The 23,265-nt window shown below is 40.3% G+C and carries 24 protein-coding genes and 1 tRNA gene; 9 read left to right on the top strand and 16 right to left on the bottom strand.

All coding sequences use genetic code 11. The annotated features are described in order from the left end of the window. The first annotated feature begins 167 nt into the window (after positions 1 to 167). Together ACTB00_RS05155 and rpe are read left to right on the top strand one after the other, a co-directional pair. The gene (locus ACTB00_RS05155) at positions 168 to 1,034 is read left to right on the top strand and encodes a sigma-70 family RNA polymerase sigma factor (RefSeq protein ID WP_463298866.1); all 867 of its coding nucleotides are present in this window, start codon (positions 168 to 170) and stop codon (positions 1,032 to 1,034) included. A gap of 75 nt (positions 1,035 to 1,109) precedes the next feature. Next, positions 1,110 to 1,763, top strand: coding sequence for a ribulose-phosphate 3-epimerase (rpe, locus tag ACTB00_RS05150; RefSeq protein WP_463298865.1), 654 nt, complete (start codon positions 1,110 to 1,112; stop codon positions 1,761 to 1,763). Positions 1,764 to 2,010: 247 nt separating this feature from the next. Here the strand turns inward: rpe and feoB are convergent, their stop codons facing one another. Further along, the gene (feoB, locus tag ACTB00_RS05145; protein WP_463298864.1) at positions 2,011 to 4,467 is read right to left on the bottom strand and encodes a ferrous iron transport protein B; all 2,457 of its coding nucleotides are present in this window, start codon (positions 4,465 to 4,467) and stop codon (positions 2,011 to 2,013) included. 143 nt (positions 4,468 to 4,610) lie between these two features. Between feoB and ACTB00_RS05140 the strand changes: the two genes are divergently transcribed. From ACTB00_RS05140 to ACTB00_RS05110, 7 genes are all read left to right on the top strand, one after another. Continuing rightward, positions 4,611 to 5,351, top strand: coding sequence for a hypothetical protein (locus tag ACTB00_RS05140; RefSeq protein ID WP_463298863.1), 741 nt, complete (start codon positions 4,611 to 4,613; stop codon positions 5,349 to 5,351). Further along, positions 5,338 to 5,634: a thiamine-binding protein gene (locus ACTB00_RS05135; RefSeq protein ID WP_463298862.1), complete on the top strand. Its 297-nt coding sequence runs from the start codon at positions 5,338 to 5,340 to the stop codon at positions 5,632 to 5,634. The genes ACTB00_RS05140 and ACTB00_RS05135 overlap by 14 nt, the downstream gene beginning before the upstream one ends. Positions 5,635 to 5,700: 66 nt before the next feature. After that, a tRNA-Arg gene (locus ACTB00_RS05130) sits at positions 5,701 to 5,774 on the top strand. A 755-nt stretch (positions 5,775 to 6,529) separates the two neighbouring features. Next, the gene (locus ACTB00_RS05125; RefSeq protein WP_463298861.1) at positions 6,530 to 6,805 is read left to right on the top strand and encodes a DUF2604 domain-containing protein; all 276 of its coding nucleotides are present in this window, start codon (positions 6,530 to 6,532) and stop codon (positions 6,803 to 6,805) included. Continuing rightward, a complete protein-coding gene (locus ACTB00_RS05120; RefSeq protein WP_463298860.1) occupies positions 6,795 to 7,379 on the top strand; it encodes a putative metal-binding protein in 585 nt (194 codons plus the stop codon). Before ACTB00_RS05125 ends, ACTB00_RS05120 begins: the two co-directional genes overlap by 11 nt. Further along, positions 7,379 to 7,864, top strand: coding sequence for a Mov34/MPN/PAD-1 family protein (locus tag ACTB00_RS05115; protein ID WP_463298859.1), 486 nt, complete (start codon positions 7,379 to 7,381; stop codon positions 7,862 to 7,864). Before ACTB00_RS05120 ends, ACTB00_RS05115 begins: the two co-directional genes overlap by 1 nt. 2 nt (positions 7,865 to 7,866) lie before the next feature. Further along, the gene (locus ACTB00_RS05110) at positions 7,867 to 9,420 is read left to right on the top strand and encodes an E2 ligase fold family C protein (protein WP_463298858.1); all 1,554 of its coding nucleotides are present in this window, start codon (positions 7,867 to 7,869) and stop codon (positions 9,418 to 9,420) included. Positions 9,421 to 9,849: 429 nt separating this feature from the next. Here ACTB00_RS05110 and ACTB00_RS05105 read toward each other — a convergent pair whose 3' ends face one another. The 15 genes from ACTB00_RS05105 to ACTB00_RS05035 all read right to left on the bottom strand — a co-directional run bounded on the left by ACTB00_RS05105 (position 9,850) and on the right by ACTB00_RS05035 (position 23,264). Next, positions 9,850 to 11,154 (bottom strand): IS4 family transposase, encoded by a 1,305-nt coding sequence (locus ACTB00_RS05105; protein ID WP_463298951.1) that lies wholly within the window; start codon positions 11,152 to 11,154, stop codon positions 9,850 to 9,852. Positions 11,155 to 11,310: 156 nt separating this feature from the next. After that, positions 11,311 to 11,526 (bottom strand): hypothetical protein, encoded by a 216-nt coding sequence (locus ACTB00_RS05100; RefSeq protein WP_463298857.1) that lies wholly within the window; start codon positions 11,524 to 11,526, stop codon positions 11,311 to 11,313. A gap of 45 nt (positions 11,527 to 11,571) precedes the next feature. Beyond that, positions 11,572 to 12,117 (bottom strand): DUF6573 family protein, encoded by a 546-nt coding sequence (locus ACTB00_RS05095; RefSeq protein ID WP_463298856.1) that lies wholly within the window; start codon positions 12,115 to 12,117, stop codon positions 11,572 to 11,574. A gap of 170 nt (positions 12,118 to 12,287) precedes the next feature. Continuing rightward, positions 12,288 to 12,536, bottom strand: coding sequence for a hypothetical protein (locus ACTB00_RS05090; RefSeq protein ID WP_463298855.1), 249 nt, complete (start codon positions 12,534 to 12,536; stop codon positions 12,288 to 12,290). Between the two features lie 15 nt (positions 12,537 to 12,551). Further along, positions 12,552 to 13,166, bottom strand: a complete 615-nt coding sequence (locus tag ACTB00_RS05085) for a TetR/AcrR family transcriptional regulator (RefSeq protein ID WP_463298854.1) — start codon at positions 13,164 to 13,166, stop codon at positions 12,552 to 12,554. 28 nt (positions 13,167 to 13,194) lie between these two features. Continuing rightward, a complete protein-coding gene (locus ACTB00_RS05080) occupies positions 13,195 to 14,253 on the bottom strand; it encodes a VOC family protein (protein ID WP_463298853.1) in 1,059 nt (352 codons plus the stop codon). A 24-nt stretch (positions 14,254 to 14,277) separates the two neighbouring features. Next, on the bottom strand, positions 14,278 to 15,072 hold the full coding sequence (locus ACTB00_RS05075; RefSeq protein WP_463298852.1) for an SDR family oxidoreductase: 795 nt from the start codon (positions 15,070 to 15,072) through the stop codon (positions 14,278 to 14,280). Positions 15,073 to 15,094: 22 nt separating this feature from the next. Next, on the bottom strand, positions 15,095 to 17,632 hold the full coding sequence (locus tag ACTB00_RS05070; RefSeq protein ID WP_463298851.1) for a DUF5686 and carboxypeptidase-like regulatory domain-containing protein: 2,538 nt from the start codon (positions 17,630 to 17,632) through the stop codon (positions 15,095 to 15,097). Further along, positions 17,569 to 18,156: a CDP-alcohol phosphatidyltransferase family protein gene (locus tag ACTB00_RS05065; protein WP_463298850.1), complete on the bottom strand. Its 588-nt coding sequence runs from the start codon at positions 18,154 to 18,156 to the stop codon at positions 17,569 to 17,571. Before ACTB00_RS05065 ends, ACTB00_RS05070 begins: the two co-directional genes overlap by 64 nt. Before the next feature lie 77 nt (positions 18,157 to 18,233). Then, positions 18,234 to 19,346: an SDR family oxidoreductase gene (locus ACTB00_RS05060; protein WP_463298849.1), complete on the bottom strand. Its 1,113-nt coding sequence runs from the start codon at positions 19,344 to 19,346 to the stop codon at positions 18,234 to 18,236. Positions 19,347 to 19,436: 90 nt separating this feature from the next. Beyond that, positions 19,437 to 20,111 (bottom strand): diacylglycerol/polyprenol kinase family protein, encoded by a 675-nt coding sequence (locus tag ACTB00_RS05055; protein ID WP_463298848.1) that lies wholly within the window; start codon positions 20,109 to 20,111, stop codon positions 19,437 to 19,439. A 28-nt stretch (positions 20,112 to 20,139) separates the two neighbouring features. Then, the gene (locus tag ACTB00_RS05050) at positions 20,140 to 20,862 is read right to left on the bottom strand and encodes a phosphatidate cytidylyltransferase (RefSeq protein WP_463298847.1); all 723 of its coding nucleotides are present in this window, start codon (positions 20,860 to 20,862) and stop codon (positions 20,140 to 20,142) included. A gap of 26 nt (positions 20,863 to 20,888) precedes the next feature. Continuing rightward, positions 20,889 to 21,686, bottom strand: a complete 798-nt coding sequence (locus ACTB00_RS05045) for a sulfite exporter TauE/SafE family protein (protein ID WP_463298846.1) — start codon at positions 21,684 to 21,686, stop codon at positions 20,889 to 20,891. Between the two features lie 6 nt (positions 21,687 to 21,692). Beyond that, entirely contained in the window at positions 21,693 to 22,304 is a 612-nt protein-coding gene (locus ACTB00_RS05040; protein ID WP_463298845.1) for a DUF6134 family protein, read from the bottom strand. A gap of 264 nt (positions 22,305 to 22,568) precedes the next feature. Next, positions 22,569 to 23,264: a DNA-binding domain-containing protein gene (locus tag ACTB00_RS05035; protein ID WP_463298844.1), complete on the bottom strand. Its 696-nt coding sequence runs from the start codon at positions 23,262 to 23,264 to the stop codon at positions 22,569 to 22,571. Position 23,265 lies beyond the last annotated feature (1 nt).

Here is a 23,265-nt window from a genome sequence, read left to right as displayed (position 1 = left end):
TTTTTGTTCATTCATATAGAAAAACAGCCTATTCATAACGAATTTCGTTTAACTCATGAAATAAATGTGTAGAATTGTAATAAATCATCTGAATTAACTATTTTCACTTCCGTAAATTAAGCGAGGACGATTTTCCTTGATTGGTGTTTTTATAATACTCAGCTCCCATGAGACAACTTAAAATTACAAAGCAAGTTACCAACAGAGAAACCTTATCTCTTGATAAGTATCTGCACGAGATTGGCAAAGTTGAACTGCTAACTGCCGAGAAGGAAGTTGAACTTGCTAAACGTATTCGGAAAGGTGATCGCGCCGCGTTAGAAAAATTAATAAAAGCGAATCTTCGTTTTGTCGTTTCAGTTTCGAAACAATACCAGAATCAAGGATTGAGTCTTCCTGATTTGATTAATGAAGGGAATTTGGGCTTGATTAAAGCTGCCGAACGCTTTGACGAAACCCGTGGGTTTAAATTTATTTCGTATGCGGTGTGGTGGATTCGCCAGTCGATATTGCAAGCACTTGCCGAGCAAGCCCGGATAGTCCGTCTGCCTTTAAATAAAATTGGATCGATTAATAAGATTAACCGCGCATTTTCGAAGTTGGAGCAAGAGTATCAGCGGGAACCCACGGCGGAGGAAGTGGCTAAAGTATTGGAAACAACTGCAGGAGTTGTGGAGAATGCTATGAAAGTGTCTAGTCATCATGTTTCAATGGATGCTCCAATGCGTGATGAGGATGGCAATAATCTTTACGATGTGATGCTGAATGACGAGTCTCCCAGCCCGGATAACAGCCTGCTCGATAACTCATTGAAAAAGGAAATTGAACGGACGTTGTTAACCTTAGGCGAACGAGAAGCCGAAATTTTAAAATATTATTTTGGGTTGAATGGCTATCGGCAACATACGCTGGAAGAAATAGGAGATATTTTTAGCCTTACTCGTGAGCGAGTTCGACAGATTAAAGAAAAGTCAATTAAACGGTTGAAAAACAACTATCGAAATCGCTTGCTGAAAGCTTATCTGGGACAGTAAAACTAAATTTCAACCCCAAAAATCAATTTTCATAAACGAGGAGAAAACCTACCTTTGTGTAAAAAGATATAGCATATGAGCACACAACTTGTCGCCCCTTCGATCTTAGCTGCTGACTTTTCCAAATTAGGTAGAGATATTGAAATGATTAATAGCAGTAATGCTGACTATATTCATTGCGATATTATGGATGGAGTTTTTGTTCCGAATATTTCATTTGGAATCCCTGTTGTAGAAAAGGTTGCTGAAGTGGCAAAGAAACCACTGGATGTGCACTTAATGATTACGAATCCTGATCATTTTATTGTTCCATTTCGTAAAGCCGGAGCTTCCATATTGACGGTGCATTACGAAACGTGTCCTCATTTGCATCGAACCGTTAGTTCAATTAAAAATGAAGGAATGAAAGCAAGTGTATGTTTAAATCCGCACACCCCCGTTCATTTACTCGACGATATTATTCATGATCTGGATATGGTGCTCATTATGTCAGTAAACCCGGGTTTTGGAGGACAAACATTTATTAAAAATACCTACCAAAAAATTCGTGAGTTAAAAGAGCTTATCATGGTTAAAAATCCAAAGTGTTTGATTGAGGTAGACGGTGGTGTGAACTTTGAAACAGGACGTAATCTTTATGAGGCCGGAGCGGATGTGCTTGTTTCAGGAAGTTTTATTTTTAAAACTGACGACCCAATTACTACGATCAACAAATTTAAGACACTATAACCAATTTACGTTGCCTGACCGGGAGGGCAGTCAGGGTTGCTTTTTAGCTCTTTTAAGCTGCAGCTTGTGGTGCAAATGCCACATTTGCCCTCGTCTGATGTTGAGTTCCTTTGCTTTTTTAGCGAACTCATCAGTTGGTAGATTTTCCAAACAACAAGCCCTAAAGTAATAGCCAAAATTGAGTATGTAATAATTTCCTGTACCATGCTGATTTCAATAAGGAATTGGATGCCGGAAATGTTTTCGATTAGAAGAAAAACCGGGATATGTGCAATACGAGAAACGATAGAACCCAGGCTAAGGCTGTGGTGTAGAACATCGTAAATATGGCCCAGAATAGTTTGCCTGATTCATTTCGAATAGCTGCAATTACTCCTATACAAGGGAAATACACCAAAATAAAAATTAAAAACGCCAGAGCCACCGGAACAGAAATGATGAGCTGTCCTTTTTTTGGACCTGTTGTATAACGTTCCTGCTGAAGTTTCTTGGTTAAGCTAACTTCCTGGTCATTCTCGACCTGGTATAGAACGCCCATGGTGCTGACAACAATTTCTTTGGCGGGCAATCCAGCTAGTAAGCTCACACTCATTTTCCAGTCGAAGCCTAGAGGGCGCATTGCCGGCTCAATAAATTGACCGATTCTTCCCAGGTAGGAATTCTGCAAACGTGTTGCTTCTTGCTTTAATTCAAGCTGATGAATTGTCTTTTGCTGAGCTTGCGTTTCCTGATTTGTTTGACGTTGTTCAATTTGAGTAGCAATTTGTTTTGTTGCATCGGTTTGGCGGGGGAAATAGCCCAATGCCCAGATAATAATTACTCCAATCAAGATTACACCACCAATTTTTTTCAGGTATTGCCAGGTTTTATCCCACATGTGTATCAATACATTTCGTGCTGTTGGGATCCGGTATGGGGGTAATTCTAAAACAAATGGAGTTTCCTTACTTTTAAAAATGGTTTTATTGAATAATTGGGCAATCAGGAAAGCAAGAAATATGCCTGTAAAATAGATTCCGACTAATACAAGTCCCGGGTTGTTTGGGAAGAATGCTGAGATAAACAACACATAAACCGGAAGCCGGGCACTGCACGACATAAATGGGATAATCAGCATGGTTAAAAGTCGGTCGGTTGGGCTGCGTAATGTGCGGGTAGCCATAATTGCCGGTACATTACATCCAAATCCCATCACCATCGGGATAAAAGATCGTCCGTGGAGACCAAAGAAGTGCATGATTTTGTCCATGATAAATGCAGCACGTGCCATGTAGCCGGAGTCTTCCATGATCGAAATAAAAAAGAAAAGGATCAGAATGTTGGGTAGAAAAACCAATACACTTCCAGTTCCATCAATGATTCCGTTGGTGATTAAATCGTGCAACATCCCGTCTTCCATGTGCGACGATACAAAACCACTCAGTGCACCTACCAGATTTTCAATCCAGGTCATGGGGTAACTGCCAAGCGTAAATGTGCTGTAAAATGCAACGAAGATGAGAACAATAAAAATTGGCATGCCCATTAACGGGTGCGTTAAAACTCCGTCAATCTTTTCTGATTTGGATTTTTCTTTTTTTAATTTCTGTTTGAAATTCTCTTTTAGTGCCCCTGATATAAAGCCATATTTGGCATCTGTAATTACCGTTTCGCTGTCTTCGTTAAAAAGCGTCTCAATCCGGTGCGACTCCTCTTTTGTAATTGCTTTTATCTGGTCGAAATTTGAATAACGCGACAGGTTGAAAAACGTTTCATTATCTTTTTCCAGCAATTTTAAAGCTAAAAAACGAGAGGAAATTTTGTCGGTAATGGGTTTGTTTTCCTTTATTTTAGCGCGTATCCTGCGAATCGATTTCTCAACTTCTTGCCCATAGTTGATATGGACATGCCGCACAATCGGATCGCGATCTTCATAGACTTCAATCGATTTTTTCAGTAGCTCGTCAATACCTTTGCCTTTCGAGCTAATTGTGGGAATGATAGGAATCCCCATCATTTCACCCATTTTCTCGTAATTGAAAATGCTTTTGTTTTTCAACAGCTCATCATACATGTTCAGTGCGCAAACTACTTTGATGTCCATATCAATGAGCTGGGTCGTTAAAAACAGGTTGCGTTCCAGATTTGATGAATCGAGAACGTTGATAACAAGATCCGGTGTTTCTTTCCAGATGTATTTGCGCACGTATATTTCTTCGGGCGAATAGGCTGTCAGAGAGTAAGTTCCCGGGAGGTCAATCAGGTTGAATAAATAGCCTTCTTTTTCGAATGAAGCTTTCTTAGCGCTGATGGTTACGCCACTGTAGTTGCCAACATGCTCTTTTGATCCCGAAAGAAAATTGAAAAGAGTGGTCTTTCCGCAATTTGGATTTCCTACCAAGGCAATGTTGATAATTTTGCCCTTTTCGTTAGCCGATTTCTTCAAAATCTCCTTATCAATGACTCCTTCATAATTAGCATTGATAACTTCTTTCGCTTCGTTAAACGACACCACCTCAATCAGGTTAGCCTCAGAACGACGCAAGGTAATATTGTAATCCAGAATTTTAAACTCAATGGGGCCTTTAAAGGGGGTGTTTTTTACAACTCTGACTTCTTTGCCCTTTACAAATCCCATTTCAGTGATTCTTTTTCGGAAAGAACCATGGCCCAGAACTTTTGTTATTATTACTGTTTCGTTATTTTTTATCTCTGAAAGCCTCACACAGGATCCCCTTTATGCTAATTTGATTTAAATTAAAATAGAGTTGCAAAGATATTTAAGTTTTTAAAAAAGATTGGAGAAATACAGTAAAAGCCATGCATGATTTTTGCATTAGCTTAACTTTGTAAACTGAAGGAACTAATATGAAAGATGAAAACCATTTAAAACACATACAAGACGCAATTAATGCTTTGCCCGAAGATTTCAATATCCTGGAGGAGCAAATCGACATTAATTTGCAAATGACCTATTTTGACAAAGCCAAAGAATTACGTGATGCAGAGTTTGATGAATCGTTGATTGATAAAGCCAAGACTGATTTGTATAGCGATGAGGTTAGCTTGGAGGACAAAAAGCAATTGTTAGTTCAGCTGGCAGGTTTTGACGATGTTGAAGCATTTCGCATTGTCGAAGCTTTCTATAAACAGGCCCCCAAGGAGATTAGAGATTGGGCGGTTCTTGCCTTTCAGGAAAGCCGCATGGTGATTCAAAGTTCCTTGCTTGGCGAACAGCAGGTTTTTATTTCAACCGGACTCGGGGGTAAAGGAAAAAATATTCGTTACTCCGTAGCCATGCATCGCATGGGGGAGGGGCAGGCGTTTAATGACACCCAAAAGAAGCTGGTAAAAAGTGAATTCGAGTATTTTTTACAGAAAAGTGAAGGGGAGTTGGAAGAAATAAGCTTTGAAGATCAATATGCATTGGCCGTATTTTTATTTCCTTTAAAGGAAAACTTGCATATCATTTTTAAATCTTTCATTGACGAATGCAACCAGTTTGGTAATTTCCTGAGTGAAGATGTCATTATCACCAATGTAAAAAGGTTGAAAGTTGAAGAATTAGATGAATTTTTAAAGAACAATGATCAAGATGAACAAGAATAAAGTAAATATGGCTTTGCAGGTGCTGCCTCAAGCTGAAGGTAAAAACAGTTATGAACTTGTAGATACAGCCATCCACCTTATACATGAGTCTGGATTAACCTATCAGGTATGTCCGTTTGAAACGGTGATTGAAGGTAAATTTGATGAATTAATGGACTTGGTGAAGCGCATTCACCAAGAGCTTGAAAAAAATGGAACAGAAAAATTAATGACTTATATTAAGATTCAGACTGTTTTTCAGCAAGATGTGACAATCGACGATAAAATGCACAAATATAAATGAGAAAAAAAGCAGAAATAATTTGATTCTTATTTCTAAAAAACGTTATATTTGCACCGCTTTTGCACTGGACCTGTAGCTTAATTGGATAGAGCACCTCACTACGGATGAGGAGGTTGTGAGTTCGAGTCTCGCCAGGTTCACGAAAAAAAACCCGCTAAAAAAAGCGGGTTTTTTTATTTATACCTGACAAGGGATAAAATTGGATTCTCTACCACTAAAATCTCAAATAGATCTCCATATTTTCGCTTTCTCTATCGTTTTTTCCTTTTTCAAATATCGAATATTGAATTTATTGCTAGTCCGCTATATTGCCACTAAGATAAAAAATGGATCAGTTTAAATTTCCGGTGGAGTAAAAGTTATTATCATCTTTCTTCGGATAGTCTCGATATAGTCTCGTTTATTTTGCGATTTCATGCATATTTTGGTGTCTGCCGCAAAATAAAAAAAGCACCTAAATCTATGATTTAAGCGCTTTTAGTCTTTTTGACTTTTTACTTGGTGACTCAGCTGGGATTTGAACCTGTCGCTGTTCCCAGCTGATTATCAATATTTTCGCAAACGCCTAAATCCTGAGGTCTCGATATAGTCTCGATTGATAATCAATACATTACAATACAAATATAGACAAATTTAATTGATTTTCTGAAATATAAGATAAAACTATTCATGTATAATTTCTTCATTCTGACACAACTCACCCGACAGTCACTCAATTTCGTTTTATAGCGTAGAATTTCAAAAAATGTCCCTTTGAGCATCTAACAATTTTCTCACCTTTCCTGATGTTGAAAACTTTCAAAAAAACCGCTATTAAACTGTATTTTTTTTGAATTTGTTTCGGTAATTTTATGTCTTTGACATTCAAAAACTATCCTTTAAAATTTTTAAGATCATGAACGAAGAAAAAAAACAACACAATTTGATTACCCTAAAATTCTCTATTACAGGAAAGCCTGTGATAGAAATTGAAAAAGTGAACCTGAATCAACCACTCCGTGTTGCTGTTGAAAAGGCTTTTGAAGCTAGTGGAACAACAAGGCCAATTTCCGATTATGATGTTCTATTCAACACGACAATGCTTAACATATCTTCAAAAGTTGAAGAACTTGGATTGACTGATGGAGCATTATTAATGGTTAGTCTAAAATCAGGGAAAGGTGGCGAATAGTAGCACTAAGCAATATGTTGATATTGAGGTTACAAAAAATAAGTTTAATAATGAGATTAATGAATTCACTGCATTAGAAAAGAACTACAACGAGCGCGGTGTCTTTTTGGTTGAAATTCAAGGATTCACGTTGCGATTACTTTTTACTGCGCCTCAAATCAAACCCAGTCCCGTCTTGTTCTCGGTAGAGCTCGATTACTCAAACTGGGATTTCGAGCCTCCTGCTCTGAGGGTGATAAATCCCTTTACTAAAGCAGTATTACGTAATAATGAAGTCGGTGTTCAATTCTTACAATGGAATAACGAAGCTCAGGATGCTCAATCTTTATTAGTTGGCCATGATATTCCCTTCCTTTGCATACCTGGCATAAGGGAATATCATCAACACTTTCACCATTCAGGGGATTCATGGATGTTGTATAGAACGAGAGGAGAAGGAAAACTTACAGATATAATTGAGAAGATAATAAAGCATGCAACCTTACCATTGGTCGGTTATCTTGTAAATGTAAATGGGCATTCAATCGTATTTCATAAATTTCCACTGGTAAGCGATAAAACCAAAGCGCCATAATGAAAGGATATTCAAACATCGAGTTAATTATAATCTCCAATGAATTGTTAGCTCGCGCATATAATTTTTTAAGATATGCAGGATCAAAGGGTGTCGAAGGCATTTGTTTATTCGCTGGAAATATGGATGACAATAAATTTATAGTGAAAGAAACGATAATTCCACGTCAAACTGGATATATTATGGAACAGGGGCTTATGTACGCTGTAGACAGCGACGAGCTACGTAGATTAAGTATATGGCTATATGAAAACAATATGCAGTTGATAGCTCAAATTCACAGTCATCCAACTGTTGCTTACCACTCTGAAGCCGATGATCGGTTTCCGATTGTTGATACGATTGGCGGTATTTCGATTGTAGTCCCAAATTTTGCTTCCGGAGATATCGATCTTGAAGAAGCAGCTATCTATCGTTTATCCTCAAATAAGAGCTGGAATAAGCTATCAAATAAAAATGTTAACTCACTATTTAGGATTAAATAAAAATGGCATTAGCTAGGTATTTCTCAAAAGATTTGTTGGCTTTAAACAGGCTGCTTAATACTGATTCCTCTGTTTTTGAGGAAATAATAAATAACAAGATTGTTACCCTTGCGTTCGACATAAACGCTGTCGAAACGCATGAAGGGTCTTGCGGCCTTGATCTAATTATCAGATTGTTAGCGAGATTTTATCCTAAATTAAGAATCAGTGATCTGTCTGGAACAAACCAGGCAAAACAACGAGAACTCGTTGAACTAGCAAAGAGGATCAACGGCAACATAGAAATCGTCCCAGATTCGGAAAGTGAGGATATTCTAATTATCGCTGGCGCTACACAAAAGGAAATTACAAACAAGTCACCTAAATTTTATTTTGGATCAGAAAACTGGATCGCCAAATATTCAGTTTCGAATATTCAAGAATTTGGAAGCTCTGAAAACCCATTTGGAAGTGGAATAGCAGCATGTATTTTAGCTTCCAATGTGTTTAGAACCTTATTTTCTGACTACATCGTTTATAATGAAAAAGATTTTGAATTTGAATTTTCATCATATTCATTAGAGTTCGGTTCACGTGATAACCCTCCGTTAAAAGACATAATACTAGATGATTTGACAATCGCGGGTGTTGGTGCCGTTGGCAATGGTTTAGTATGGGCGTTAGCACGGCTTGAGGCAATTCGTGGAGAAATTGCATTGATTGATAGCGAGACAATTAGCAGAACAAACCTCCAACGTTACGTCCTTTTTAGAGAAGAAGATGAAGGACAAGATAAAGTACTTGTCGCCAAAACTTTTTTCAAACAGATCAATTTGGATGTCCATACATGTAAAGGAGAATGGAAAGATTATATTGAAGAAAGAGGAAATTGGGATATCCATTGCGCTGCTGTTGGCATTGATAATGCCAATGACCGCATCGGAATTCAAAGCTCTTTACCTCAGGTTATCTTTAATGCATTTACAGAAGATGGAGTCATTGGAATATCGCGACACCTTGATTTTATAAATGAGCCGTGTCTTGCCTGTTCGTATATCCCTACTTCAAAGAAAAAAAACCGAACTGAAGAAATTGCAGAAGAATGTGGTATCCCGGATAAGGTTGACCTAGTAAAGGACTATTATAACTATAATGCAGCGGTAAACGAAGTAATTCCGAATTATACGGTAAGTCTTTTGCAGGAAATTGCAAACAGGAAAGGGATTCCGTCTGAAAAACTTGAACAATATAATGGAAAGAAACTCGACGAATTTTACTCTGATTTTATTTGCGGAGGTACGATCTTGACACTATCTAATGCAGACGATAAAATAACTGAAGTCGACGCTCCATTGGCATTCCAATCAGCATTGGCTGGCGTATTGTTAGCAGCAGAGTTGGTAAAGTATTACATGAATGATGGTCACCCAACTGAAAATCGAACGGACATTTATGTTTTAAGTCCGTTATGCGATATAAATCCATACCATCGAAAACTGGTGAAAGATGTGACTGGACGCTGTCTATGCGTAGACGATGATTTTATAGACAGATATCAAGAGAAATGGAGATTATAGTTTTGGTAGAACATCCAATTAAATTCTGAAAATGGATAAGGGTGATGATCTCCGGATTCTGTTTACCAAACCTGAACTGAATTGAACCGAACCGAATGATAAATAGACGTATCCAAAGGACATCCTAGTGTGCCTGGACTCACAGAGCACAAATCCCTTTGTGGTAATCTGACATTTACGTGGAGTGGTTTTACCTTTCAAAATTCTGAAACGAACCAAAAAGGGGCACTCGGCCCATAGCCGTCAACCTAAATCCATAACTAGCAGATTATGAGCATGTAGCTGTTTTTACCCCCGCTCCTTTTGAGAGCAGGGTTAATTTTAGTTATTTCATTCATATCAAGGAACTTTCTAAAGTTATTAAACGGGATTGAGTTATGCTGATTCACCCCGTTCTTTTTATTAAAAATAGCAATAATATTCTATATATCAATACATTGAGTGCATTATTTCTTCTGAGCTAAGCTTATTTTTTTTCTTCTCCAGCCAATGATTCCTGTATAATAGTTGATCAATCCAAACCCAAAAATGTGATAGCTCCTGTAAACCGTGTCTTAAGACATTTCTTAAACGGTAGGTGTTATCAAACAAGGTTTTAAAACATTTAAAGAGACTAAGCAACTTGCCTGTTTTCTGGTACATCAGGGGGCGTTTGCTCATGATGATATTCCAGTTGACAATCATCAGGAGTAGTTTAAAATATAGATGACACAACCACCTTGTGTATTTCATATTCCGGATATGATTCACCCCTAGTACTGATTTCCATATTTTGAAGACCAATTCAATTTGCCAGCGTATTTTATAAATCAGGGGAATAGCCGAAATAGGCAAGATATCTTCAGGAACATTAGTGATACTCAGGTTGAAACGGGACATCAATTTAAATTTTTCACTACTGGTATATCCTTTTCGTTTATGTGTTTTGTTTGATTTTAAGATACGCTGTTGGTATACCTCGTCGGGTAGGAGATCAATAATCAAGCGAACCGGTATCTTCGGTTCATTCCCGATACACACGTCTTTTTCAATTCTGGTCAGACCATACTTTTTCATGCGCCGGTACAGGGCACCAAAATCCATCTGTCGAAGTTCCCCTGCCTTCAACTCATAGACGATTGTTTTTGGGCGAAGTCTGGAAATGAAGAATGCTTTCTTTTTCTCAATATTTAGAAAGGATTTGAATGCAAAGTAACCAAGATCCCGGATGATCAGGTCATTGCTCTGAACCATTTCCAGGGCTTCAAGTGAATCTCTGACATCAGGTCTGTTTGCGGCTGTCAGGCTCAGGTCAATGATTTGTCCACTTTTTAAATCAAACTCAAACTGAACACAGGCGCCAGCTTTGGAGGCTGCACCTCCCGAACCTGGGAGATGTTCGCTGTATTGTTCCGGAAGTTCAAACCGGGTCGAATCTTTTATGACAACCCGATTGAAAAAGTTTAGCCATCCGCTATCAAGCTGGCTAGTTAACTGGCCGCTAAGTTGCTTTTCTATAAGCAACTTCAGAAAATTTACTGCCTGGTTATTGAATCGTTTATCAATACCTTGTTTACTTATCCCAATATCGTGTGAAGACTGGGCTTCAACTGCAAGTTGATTGAGACTTTTTAACTCGGAAAAACTGGATTCATACATCATTAAATCAAAAAACACAAACGGGTTTAACTTGGATTTACGTTTCTTAAACCCCGTTTTAATAGCCGCATCCATCAATTCTTCTGAACTGAACAGCTTCTTTAAAGAACTTGCTATTTCTTGGGAGTTGTCTTTGAACTCCCCCCTTTATATTTAGTAAAAAAACTAAAAACCAGATCTACCAAATTGAAAATCGACAAATCCGGTTTTCTTAGGTTGACGGCTATGGGCACTCGGCCCCTGTGTCTCAACCTAAAGAGGATTCCCTTTTCCGGCATAGACTTCTTCATCTGCCGCAGAAGAAAGAAAACTTCGGAATTCCGGTTCTCCGCAATCAGAACACAGCAGCGTGCGGGTTCGTGGCCAGTAATAGGCTACAGCTCCACGTGGCAAACGAACCTGGCACTCTTCGCAGTAACTTGGATAACGTACTGCAATTTGTCTTGGATCATCTTTGTATCTCATCATCAAAACCTCCTATAGTTTTATTCTGACAATAATCATCAGCATTGGTTAATCTTCAGATGGTTTCATAATGAAAATCGCAGGCGATGGGTCATCAAAATCCCGGGCTGTAATCAGGCCTTTGAGCGTGACTTCCCGCAACAGCCGGTTCGACCTGTCCGTTACTTTTTCGTTCTGCTCCCAATCACCGGTATCTGGCAGTTGGACCAATAGCTTAAACAGCAAGTGGGAAGAAGATTCCTTCCGGGCGAAATAGGCAAACATGAACAGCACATCCCATAACCGGCCACCCTGATCCTGATAGCCTTCCATTCCTATGGGTACTTCAACATATTTGTCCCAAACTGAGCGGGTCAGGTAAACCGGATGACGAATCCCAGCTTCCTTGGAAATCTTTTGATCAACTTGAATCAGAAAACCATCATCAACGGCTTGTTTGGTGGAGTAAACTGAAATCGGTTTTAAACTCTTGAAATCATTCATAATAGATCGCCGCTTGCCCTGCGGACTTATAATGGCATCTGGCACGCCGTTAAACTTAAATTTTTGGCGTACCACAATTGAGCTGTCCCGGATCAGGTCAACGGGGTGCATGTCAGGTTTTCCGTGCGGATAGCATGTGCGATATGAAAAGGAAAAGCTGAACGCATCCGAAGGAAACGAGCCACGAAAAGCGAGTTCCCCTTTACCGTTCCGGGAAGCGAAATAACTTTGTCGGAAATTTGAGTAAAAACAGGGAACCTGAAACAGATTGTCATGAAACACTAAGGACTAACCCAAAAAGGAGCGGTCAGCGCCTGGTGCATGGTCGAAAAATGATTGGCCAAGGCAATCATCGGGGCTTTTGAATAGTAGGACCAGTCCAGGTGTTTCGACCAAAAGCAGTATTGGGCTTCTTCGCTGTTCAATGGCGTGGGATCGTTCAATACATCAAAAAGCCGTATAAGAAGCAAAATAATATTGATCCCCAAGATAAAATATGCTCCGTATTTTGAATAAAAATTCTTGTTCATAGCTAATCATTGGTATCAATCTGGATAATTTTCATACATTTTCTCCAACAACAACAGGCCTGGGGCGCTGACAACAGACCGTAGGGAATAATAGATCAGGTCATTGACCAGTACTTCCTTACTGAGATTGCATCCATATGAAATTTCTGCATTATTTATGATACTCGTTGAAACGCGGTACAAAAAGCAACAAAATGGCTTTATTTCCAATACTGGAATAAACAGCCCTTCACCTATCCCTTTTTTCAATTGCCCACCTGCTTTTTCAAGGACCAGTTTTTCTTCCAAATAATAGAAAAGGCTGTATTTGACAGGATAGTGTTTTTTTAGAGTCCGAATAGCTGTAGGATGGTTGCATTGCTGTAGGAAAATATACTTACACAGGTTAAAGAACGATTCTATTGAGTTGCCCGACTTGAAAAGGATATGATCCAGTTGTTTCCCGATCATTGATTCCAGTTCTTGAAGTACTGCCGAAATAAGCTGTTCCTTACTGAGGAAATGTTGATAAATTGTTTTCTTTGACAGGTGCCCCTTTTCTGCAATGTCATCCATCGTCACGTATTTAAATCCAAAACGAAGAAATAGTTTTGTTGCAATACTGATGATCTTGAGCCGTGCTGCTTCCATAGTTGAGATGATTTGGTGTCAATTCATGTTAATCCTTGATACGGTTAAACTGTAATGTTTTGACCATCCAATTGGGAAGTGATTTTTTTGGGTTCCTGCCTTTAAGGTTCATGTACCAACCCAGCTTTTCAATAACCGGTAGTTTATGGGTTTCCACAAATTCAATTGGAGTCCCATCCTGATCGGAAATGTATGAAAAATGGCCTGCTGTTGTTCCCATATCAAAACTATTGGCACTATCGACCGTAAAAGGGAATCCTTTTTCCTCACACTCAGTTTTTAAGTGGTCCATACCAATCAGGTCAAAGCACAGATGGATGTATCCAAGTTCACCCCAAATCCTGTCGCGAAATATCTTATCCGGGTCTCTTTCAAGCGGCTGGACAAGTTCAATTTGAGTCGGCCCCAATAATTTGGAAAAAGGACCTGTCCTGGAAGTATTGTGTTTCAGCAATACACGCCGGTATTTTTCATTGCCGCCCGGCAAGGCTGCAAAGTCCTGAAATTGGCCAGATACAAAATAGACGATTTGGTCATATTCCAAAATATCAGCATATACTTTCATGGCTTTTTCAATGTTTGATACACCGATAACCACGCCGGCAACCCCCCCAGTCAAGGATTTTTGTTTCATATAAAAATTTGGGTCTTCAACCACCTCAAAAATATTGTTATAAGGATCCTTTAGATAGTAATGTAAATTACCCTGTGGGTCTTCTGTGAGGTTCCCTAAAATAGTTAAGCCCATTTCCCGATGCCCTTCAAAAGCCTTTTTGACATTGTGGCACTTCATTTTGCAAATAAAAATTCCACAATCTCCCAGTTTTTCCTCAAACACAGGAGGTTTTGGCGCCTTTTGCGTGTGTTGCCAGATTTCGAAGCCGCCACCCCCTTCCATGTTCATGGCCAGTGCGGCATAGCGCTCACATTCTTGTCCATTGGTATAGTGTTTCATAAGTTTGGCTGTGGCTGTATCTTCAAACACGTTGATGTCCATGCCAAATACTTTTCGGTACCATTTCCAGGCTTCTTGCGCGTTTTTTACGCCAATCCCAACTTGTTGGATGCCACAAATATTCTTTTTCATATTGATCTTCGTTTTTTATGAATGTTAATTTTTGATTTTTGTCACTAATTTGTAGAAAAGGGCAGGGAATAACCGCCTGATATAGACCATGGCCAGCTCTGTCCGGCCAACCAGTATTTCTTTCTTGTTTTTCCGGATGGCTTTGACAATCTGCTTGGCACATTGATCAGCCGGCATTCCACGTGCCTGGCCTTCATCCATCTTGTTATAAGAAGTTCCGTTAGCGGTCAGTGCATTAACCGAGATATTGGTGTTGATACGTCCCGGAGAAACGATGGTCACTTTAATGTTGTCACTGGCCAGTTCAACCCGCAGTGATTCAAAAAAGCCCTGAACAGCATGTTTAGACGCCGAGTAGGCTGTTCGGGTGGGGAACCCGAACTTCCCAATGATACTGCTAATGACGACAATGTGTCCCGATTGACTTTTGACCATATGGGGTAAAACCATTTTGGTCAGCGCTACCGTGCTAAAAAAATTTAGTTCCATGATGCTTCGGTCATTTTCCAAAGGGGTTTCCTTGGCCATAGAGCGTTGACTGCGGCCGGCATTGTTCACTAGTATATCTATTCGTCCTGTTTTTCTTAATACAGCATCAACCACTTCCGATAGTTTTTCAAGCTTTAACAGGTCGGCGGGTTGAATCCAGCACTTCAAGGTACTTTGTAAACATTTGGTTTTCACCTTTTCCAGTCTTGCTCCATTTCTGGCAGTTAATACAACAAATGCCCCTTCTCTGGCAAAAGCATAGGCTAAAGCTTCCCCTATCCCGGAGGAGGCGCCTGTTATCCAAACAATTTTTTCTTTAATGTTTCCCATCGTATGTTTTTTACATTAAAACTCAGAAACTCATTTCTGTCCTGAAAAATATTCCGCTGTTATCTGTAAAGTCACGGTCCATATAGGTATTGCCGAGCTGATGTACATATTCGACCCGTAATACCTTAAAGATATTGGTCACTCCAATACCGATCTCTGCGTAAGGGTCTTTTGATTTGTTGCTGTAATAGCCGGGAAGGTCGAATACCCCCTTGTAGGAATCTGTTAATGTTCCATAGTGGCATTTGAGTGAAACAATCTCCCGTAGTTTCAGCTTCTTGACCAAGGGGACCCGGTTAAGAAGCACCCCGCCTCCATTTACATGAAGGTGTGTGTTGCTATATAAGTTATGGGCGAAAGCAGCAAAATGCAAAAGATTAAACCGGTCTTTGGAATAGCCCAGTGACATGGAGCCTACCGGCTGGTCCAGCAGGTCGTAAGGGGCACCTCCAAACAAATACCCGGCATTCACGATATAGTTCATAAAGAGTTGCCCTATAGTCAACCGTCCTTGGATGGAACCATGGAACTGGGAATACAGGCCTAGGTCATTAAGCCCCTGTCCGGGCAACAAGGTTTGTCCGACATCCCAGCTCAGATGGACCACAGGAATACGGTTTATATAATAGATCCGGTCGAAGAAAAACTTGTCATAGTGCTGTCCAAAGGCAAGCCGGAGATCCATCAATATCCCATAATTTTTGTAATTGCCATATTCCTTTTCACCGCGTATGAACCGTACATCCGGAGTGCTGGTATTGGATAACAGGTAGGGGGAGAATTCCAGGTGGTTTCCGTTTGGGGCATTGTATTCCAGCCTGAACTCGTACCTTTTTTCTTCTTTCAGGTACGGATTCTTTTCCCGGCCGGTAAACATAGCAATGAAATTACCGCTCCCTTTATTGTTGGGGTTGTTCTTTATGAAACGAAGGTACTTGTCCTGGGATACCGGTATATAATCATTGGAATAGCTGAGGCGCAGAATGAGCTTGTCTGTTAATTGTGGCTGATATACCACGTTCATTCCGTATTTGAGATCATTGTTTTTCGTCCCGTACCCCAGAAAACCGCCGATTGAAAAACGCTCAAACATCTGTTCGCTGGTCCTCAGGGGAATAGAGAAGCGTTGGCCTTCAATGCTGTTGGTGCTATATATATCAAACACCGGCCCGATATCTATTTTGCCCACATTAAAATAGCTTGTTAAGACCATGCCCCCGATCTTGTCAATGCCTTTAACTACTTTATGTTCTTTGAGTTTATCAACGCGGGAATAAGCATTTGCCTCCAGTTTGCCGGAAGCAAATTCAGGCTGGTTTTTCCAGGCAGCAGCACTTATATCATTTAGGCGGGGTGACGTGGAATACTGGATTGATTTATTGATCAGCCAGTTTCCTTTCGACACATTGTCCATCCGCTTCGAACTGTAATTCGATAGAGAATCTTTATTCAAGGTGACCGACAGGTTGACGCCTATGTTTTGCCCATCATAAAACCACCCCCCTCCGGGCTGCTTCTCATAGGTTATCCGTCCGCTAAAACCATTCACAAAATTAAGGTTGGCATGCCTGGAAATGAAGGCATCAATCGCAACCAATGCAAAACTTCCGTCTTCTATCGTAAAGTGGCCTGTAAATAAAGGATCGTATTTGTTTTTAGGGGCAAATGAAAAATGAAAATACCAGGTGCTGTCACTCAGGGTGCTGTCATTCAGGTACAAGTTGTAGTGCGACAGAGCCGAATTGTTCAGTGGTGAAATAAACCCCCGGTCCATGATCATGATCTGGTCTTTATAAAAGTCCATATCCACCACCACATTGTTGATGATCATACTTTCAAGGGTCTGGTTGATCCTGGGGAAAATGCCGTCTTTTTTATGATAGGCTATCCGGACGCTGTCATTGTTAACGTCCCGGCCCTGTTCGGAAAGATAGACCGGTGAAAAACGCAGGTGCTGATTATCTATCTCAACGGTAACCTCATCCACGTTGCCAAATGACCGGACGATCCTGGAGGTTGTGTCGACTGCCATATAAACGGTTGTTGTTTCCAGCGCTTTATAATCACCGACCCGGTATACCTGTTCGCTGTTTTCCTTTTTGTGCTTCTGTATCTCGTTAAACAAGACCTTTGCACGGGGTATTTCCGGTTTTACTGTAACTTCCCCAAGGGTTTTGACATCCTGCTGAAGCAGGATGTCAAACTCATTGTCAGCGTACATGTCGATTGGTATTTCCTGAGGGACATAACCGACAGAGGATACACAAAGCGTATCGTTTGATGGCGACAGGATGGTAAAACGGCCGTGTATATCGGTCATAGTTCCCTGTAACGTTTCCTTTAGCCAAACGTTGGCAAAAGGGGCAGGCTCCCTGTTTTCCCCGTCTACCACAGTCCCCGATACTTTCTGTGCAAACGTAACGGAACCCGTGCCCAGCATCAATATCAATATGACAGTAAGCCTGTATAGCATGGTGATATAAAATGATTTTATGGCTATTGTTTTTTTCTCATGAGCCAGTAAAGGCCTTTGACACCGATCCTGATGTCGTCGAGCCACAGCAATACAAATATTTTTTCGATATAGGCAACCACTCCCCAACCCACAGCCAGATAGTACATCCAGGGATAAAACCCGAAGACAAACAATACGAAAAAGAATATACCCTGGATATATCCGGCAGAAACAGCTGTATACAAGTGCAATCCCGGAATTTTACCAAACCGGTAAAACGCAATGATATAGCTTAAGATAAACATGGTCAGGAATAAGTATAAAAGCCATGCATGGGGTGCTATTTCATTCCATTTGAAAAGAAACAAGCCCAGCAAGGCCATGGCATAGGTGAAAATATCGGCCAGGTTATCAAGTGCTGCCCCAAAATTTGTTTGAAGTTTAAAAAACCGGGCGATGTTGCCATCAAGCACGTCGCTAACCAAGCTTATGCACAACAGAACCACAAACCAGTCCTCGCGTCCGGTAAGCGCCATAAACAAAATGACCGGGAAAGCGAGAAGACGGTAAAGACTGAGTAGGTTGGGGACGTTTAAAACATTTTCCCCTTTGATAATTATTTTTTTCATGTTTTCATTTTTTCATGAAGAATATTGATCTTATCTTACGATATATGTTAAGGATAGAAATAAATCTGCTAGTCCACTCAATAATAGCAACAATCTGTTTTGGTTTGCTTCTTGCAAGCAAGGTCAGCAATAAAATATTTAAGCATTCTAAAAATTGTATCCTCAGTGACATCGTTGTCGCTTACCGGAAAAATCATATCCCTTTTTTTTGTATCGAATAATATATCCGAATCTGTATAATTTCCCGTAAATGACATGCCAGCTGCAATTATTCTTTCTATGGCATTCATTTCTTTGCTGTCAAGATATTTGACAGGGATGAGGTTTGTTGGCAGTAACCTGTTGATGCTATTTATGATATGGCTGTTCTTGATGGGGTTTTTAGCAGTGAAGTTTATTATTTCAGGGACCTTGTCCGTCGCTGCAATTCTTATCAGGCCGTCGATGACGGTATTTATCGGAATGAGGTTTTGTGTAGAATTTGGATCCACACATACCTTGATCGTCCTGTCAGGATACCTATAGGCTAAGCTATAAACCCTTTTGGCAAAATCAAAAATACCATAATCCGTTTTTGTTGCCCCCGATTGACTGTTCCCAACCACCTGGGATAATCTTATGATGTGCCCGTTGATGCGGTTGTCCCCGATATATTTTTTCACCACATTCTCAGCAAACCTTTTCGATTGTTCGTAATAATTTCTAAACATGGAGATATCTTCGTTGTCGTAAAATTTTTCTTCGAATAAACCGGAAAACCTGCCACAGGAGTATGCAGTGCCTATCAGGAAAAAGCGCGAATTGCTTTTCGCATATTTCAAATAAACTTTTATTGCGTTTTCTACTCCTTCTACATTTGTTTTAAATATTTCATCCTTCGATTTTAAATCGTATTTCAAACTGGCTGCAAAGTGGAAATAATCCACATCTTCATTGAAAATATCTTTCAGGTGCCCTTCCGGCATAGAGAAATCCCTATCGCACAATGAATAACTATAAACCTTCAGGTTATCAGGCTTTATATATTCGTTTCCGTTAATATCGGACAATGCTTCTTTCATCCGTTCTTCTGCAGAAAATTTGTGACGTTCTCTCACCAATGAAATAACTTCATAATTCCGTCCAAGTAATTCACTAATAAAATTAGAAGCTACATAGCCATTGCCTCCATTAATAATTATTCTTTTCATTGTGTTGTATCTTTATTGTATTCTATTTAGAAATTATATTCGATGGTTTATTTCTTCATCTTTAATTTGGGTTTAAGCTAATATCTACCATCATAGCATCAATACCAATACCAGTACCGCACACAATGGGATGCTCAGGTTATCCAATCCGCGCCAGCTAACCAGTTCTGCCAGGGTGCTTGCAACTGCCACTGCCAAAGCCAGCCAGAAAGTTTTCAGGTCAAACGCTGCGCGATGAAAATAAAGGGCGATGATGCTGATCACAAAGCTGGTGACCAAAAATGCCCCTGAACCAAGCCATGTTTTTTTCAATTGATAACCAAAAATCTTAATCCGTCCATTATAATTTGTGATGTTAGTTCCCAACAGTGCTGCCATTGGGTCACAAACAGCAAGTATTAACATGGGCAGGATGTAGATAAATTTATTTTCAAGCAAGAATGAAATAAGAAATGTGACATAAATGGAAAGCGGAAGCAGGTAACTGCCTATTGTTTTCCGTTCAATATCATGAATCGATCCAAGCTGTTTGTTGCGTTGTGTGATGAACAAGGCCGCGAAAAACATTAGGGCCAACACCAAAATATACCAGTGTGACGGAAATATGTAGGGAAATGGCACCACCGCCAAGGTAGCCGTAAAATGGGCAAACTTGCGGGTTATTTCCCCTTTTACACTGAGCCGTCTATAATTTAATTCGTTAAATGCCAGTAAAAGAATAATGCCAACTAAATAAGCAAATGAAAGTATAATGATATTACCCATGTTTATTTTTTTATAGTTTCATTGAAAATTAAAAAACATACACCCATAAAGCCGTCCATGCCCCTCCGGCAATTAGGCTATCGAAGCGGTCCAGAAAGCCGCCATGACCGGGAATTAAATTGCTGAAATCCTTTACGTTGTATTTTCTCTTGTATAATGAAGCCGCTAAATCCCCGCTAAAAGCAAAGACAACTACGCCTATTGACATAAACAATGATTGCAAAGCGTCCCCTTCGTATAGGCCACTAAGGAATAAACTACTCCCGGCTGCTACGGCCGCGCCTCCGACAAAACCGCCAACTGTTTTTTCAGGGCTTATGTTAGAAAACAGTTTTGTCTTTCCCCAAAGCTGGCCGGTAATTTGGCTGAAACTGTCGAAAATGGACAGGATCAAAAATGAAAAAAGGATCAACTCTTTTTTTAATCCGCTAAACAGGATAAAGCCGGAAGAAAGAAGTATAAAGACAAACAGGGAAAAAACGAAAAAGCTTTTTTGTTTATAGCCGCCAAGCCTGAACAGTCTAAACAATTCGAAGGATCCCATACAAATAATGCCTGCCGCCAGATGACGAAATACAACAGGATCAATGATAATGCTAAAGAATACGATGTTTATAATCAGAAAATAAACAATAAACTTCCTATAGCTTTCCCATGCTGTCTGTAGGTCTTTTTTCCGGTTAATAAAATAAAAACCAACTCCCCCTGATAAAAAATAAAGGAGGATGATGTAGTAGATTGTACGGATCATGTTCTGTCATTTAAGGTTGTCTGCTGTTAGCCAATGATCATTGAAACACCAATTATAAAGATGGCCAGGGCGTATAAATACTTGATTTTATTCTCTGATTGGTCGGTTTTTAGCTTTGATAAGATTTGAGGGCCCAACAATGAACCGATGAGCGAACCTGCCGTTAAAAAAGCGACCAATGTAAGATCGGCCTTTCCAACTAAAAAGTGGGCGCTTGCAGCAAAGATTGTGTTTGCCAGGACAATTATTAATGAAGTGCCCATTACCAGTTTGAAAGGTATATTCATCGAAAACAGCCCCGCTAAAACAGGGGCTGTTCCACTTGTGCCGAATGTGCCGGTAATGATGCCTGCAAGCAGCCCGAACAATGACCCCTTTGTTATTTTTGCCATTCCGGAATTATTTTGCTGTTTTGCACCACCTCTACCTGCACGCGTTTTCCGCCAGGTACTGAAAGCGATATTAAGCGCAATAAATACTGAATAGGCACCAAAACTAACCTTTAGCTGGCTGGTACTAATGCGGTTGATGATGCCCGCGCCAATAAATGCACCCGCAATGCCTGCAAGGGCAAAAACTGCGGCTGTACGAAAATCAATGTTGTTCTTACGGTAATGCCCCAGTGAACCAACAAAACAAACAGGCAGTGTTGCTACCAATGATGTCGTTACTGCCGTTGGTGCCGGAATGCCTATCAAAAGGGTAAGTACGGGAAGAAAGAAAAAACCTCCGCCGCCACCCAATATGGAGCCAAACAGCCCGATGATTAAGCCTGCTAAAGGCAGCAAAAAATAGATCGGTTCTACTTGTGAATGATATATCATGGTCATCTATTTGTTCAAAATACGTTCTAAATAAATTGTTGCCAACGGATGTTTAAGCGCTGCGTGCTCAAGGACGCCATCCTTGTATTCATATTCATTGGTTGTGTGGTTTTTTTCGTTTGTCATGGTATAGATATGATCAGCAATGCACTTCATATTGCTTTTTTCCCCTGTTCTTTCTTTGTACATCGACGAAACTTGGCTGGGTTCGTTAAAGTAAAGCAGGCTGCCACTATAGCATATATTGTCATGGATCAGAGTGGAGTCTCCATCCTTTACCAAGAGATATGAACCGCCCTGTTTTTTTAACAGTGCGTCGGAATTGACCTTTCCGTCTTTGATAGCTTGTACATGCGACTCGCACAAACTTCCATTGCGGTGTAACGTTTCCTGGATATAATTTATCCTGTAGGTGAAAATAATTTTTACCTTGACACTGGTGACTGCTTTTATGCTTATCTCTTCCTTGGCGGTTTTTTGGGTTACCAGAAACTCTCCGATGTTCATTCCCATAACACGGATACGATATTTGGCTGTACGTTCTGTTGGCCAGACAGAAACAGGCGCCAGAAAAAAGAAAACGGCCAGGAGTCCCCAAATAAGCTTCGTGTGCTTCATTATAAAAATTTATCCTGTTTTAACGTTTTGGACAACCATCAGGTTTTGTGTTATGCTTTTCATAACTAATTTATTTTAATGTCCTTGTACTGGGGAACTATTATTCCATCATATGGTGGACGATAGCCTACGTGTCCGTAGGCTACTGTCCACTGGTCTGGTGGGTTACTGTCCACTGGTCTGGTGGGCTGCTACCCACTGGTATGGTGGGTTACTACCCACTGGTACGGTAGGCTACTACCCACCGGGACGGGAACAAAAGGACTAAACGGTCAACCTGTCTTTCAACAGGCCTTTTTTCATCGTTTTATTTCCTTTGGGCAGCATACGCAGCTCCACGGTATATTCCCCGGGAACAAGCTCCGAAGGGACCACAAACACCACCTCTGAATTACTCATGGTAATGACTTTGTTTACCCGGGTGGCCATGCCATTGGCAGCGATGAAAAAAATACCCTGATCCTGGTCCTCCGGGTTAAACTTAAGTCGTAACCCCTGCAATATGGCCGTCCCACTTGGGGTGATGGTTTCATTAACTGCATCGGAAACAACGTCTTCGAAACTTCCCAGTACAGGGTTGCTGGTTACCGGCTCTACTTTTTCAATTTTTATGTCCTTTGCAGTCTGGTTGTAATATTTACCAAACTTGACATTAAATTTGACCTGGTGCCTCGAAGGGTCAAACAAGTCATTTTTATCCCGAAATACGCCTTGGATAACAGGCCGGGCATTGATAAATTCCGTGTTGATCCCGTAACCTTGTTTCAGAAAATACTCATGTGTTTCAATAAACTCCAGATAGTTCGCCTTTGCTTCGGCTGTTGTGATCCCTGACCCTTTGCGGGTCATGTACTCAAAAATTTCATTCTCTGTTACCGATTCATACCCGGTTATCTGGGCACGGCAGTCGTTAGGATCTTCTGTAACCAGATTGTCAATTAAATAATACTTGATTTTCATA

This window comes from Sunxiuqinia sp. (assembly GCF_055140945.1).
Note: the sequence above shows the minus strand (reverse complement) of the source record. Positions and strands in the feature narration are given on the sequence as shown.

Excerpts from the sequence above, each read along its gene's own strand:
- ACTB00_RS05055 (WP_463298848.1), bottom strand. The coding sequence starts at position 20,111 with ATGGGTAATATCATTATACTTTCATTTGCTTATTTAGTTGGCATTATT.
- ACTB00_RS05040 (WP_463298845.1), bottom strand. The coding sequence starts at position 22,304 with ATGAAGCACACGAAGCTTATTTGGGGACTCCTGGCCGTTTTCTTTTTT.
- ACTB00_RS05065 (WP_463298850.1), bottom strand. The coding sequence starts at position 18,156 with ATGAAAAAAATAATTATCAAAGGGGAAAATGTTTTAAACGTCCCCAAC.
- ACTB00_RS05090 (WP_463298855.1), bottom strand. The coding sequence starts at position 12,536 with ATGAACAAGAATTTTTATTCAAAATACGGAGCATATTTTATCTTGGGG.
- ACTB00_RS05085 (WP_463298854.1), bottom strand. The coding sequence starts at position 13,166 with ATGGAAGCAGCACGGCTCAAGATCATCAGTATTGCAACAAAACTATTT.
- ACTB00_RS05110 (WP_463298858.1), top strand. The coding sequence starts at position 7,867 with ATGGCATTAGCTAGGTATTTCTCAAAAGATTTGTTGGCTTTAAACAGG.
- ACTB00_RS05155 (WP_463298866.1), top strand. The coding sequence starts at position 168 with ATGAGACAACTTAAAATTACAAAGCAAGTTACCAACAGAGAAACCTTA.
- ACTB00_RS05050 (WP_463298847.1), bottom strand. The coding sequence starts at position 20,862 with ATGATCCGTACAATCTACTACATCATCCTCCTTTATTTTTTATCAGGG.
- ACTB00_RS05060 (WP_463298849.1), bottom strand. The coding sequence starts at position 19,346 with ATGAAAAGAATAATTATTAATGGAGGCAATGGCTATGTAGCTTCTAAT.
- rpe (WP_463298865.1), top strand. The coding sequence starts at position 1,110 with ATGAGCACACAACTTGTCGCCCCTTCGATCTTAGCTGCTGACTTTTCC.
- ACTB00_RS05080 (WP_463298853.1), bottom strand. The coding sequence starts at position 14,253 with ATGAAAAAGAATATTTGTGGCATCCAACAAGTTGGGATTGGCGTAAAA.
- ACTB00_RS05035 (WP_463298844.1), bottom strand. The coding sequence starts at position 23,264 with ATGAAAATCAAGTATTATTTAATTGACAATCTGGTTACAGAAGATCCT.
- ACTB00_RS05135 (WP_463298862.1), top strand. The coding sequence starts at position 5,338 with ATGAACAAGAATAAAGTAAATATGGCTTTGCAGGTGCTGCCTCAAGCT.
- ACTB00_RS05075 (WP_463298852.1), bottom strand. The coding sequence starts at position 15,072 with ATGGGAAACATTAAAGAAAAAATTGTTTGGATAACAGGCGCCTCCTCC.
- ACTB00_RS05045 (WP_463298846.1), bottom strand. The coding sequence starts at position 21,686 with ATGATATATCATTCACAAGTAGAACCGATCTATTTTTTGCTGCCTTTA.
- ACTB00_RS05100 (WP_463298857.1), bottom strand. The coding sequence starts at position 11,526 with ATGATGAGATACAAAGATGATCCAAGACAAATTGCAGTACGTTATCCA.
- ACTB00_RS05115 (WP_463298859.1), top strand. The coding sequence starts at position 7,379 with ATGAAAGGATATTCAAACATCGAGTTAATTATAATCTCCAATGAATTG.
- ACTB00_RS05125 (WP_463298861.1), top strand. The coding sequence starts at position 6,530 with ATGAACGAAGAAAAAAAACAACACAATTTGATTACCCTAAAATTCTCT.
- ACTB00_RS05140 (WP_463298863.1), top strand. The coding sequence starts at position 4,611 with ATGAAAGATGAAAACCATTTAAAACACATACAAGACGCAATTAATGCT.
- ACTB00_RS05095 (WP_463298856.1), bottom strand. The coding sequence starts at position 12,117 with ATGCACCCCGTTGACCTGATCCGGGACAGCTCAATTGTGGTACGCCAA.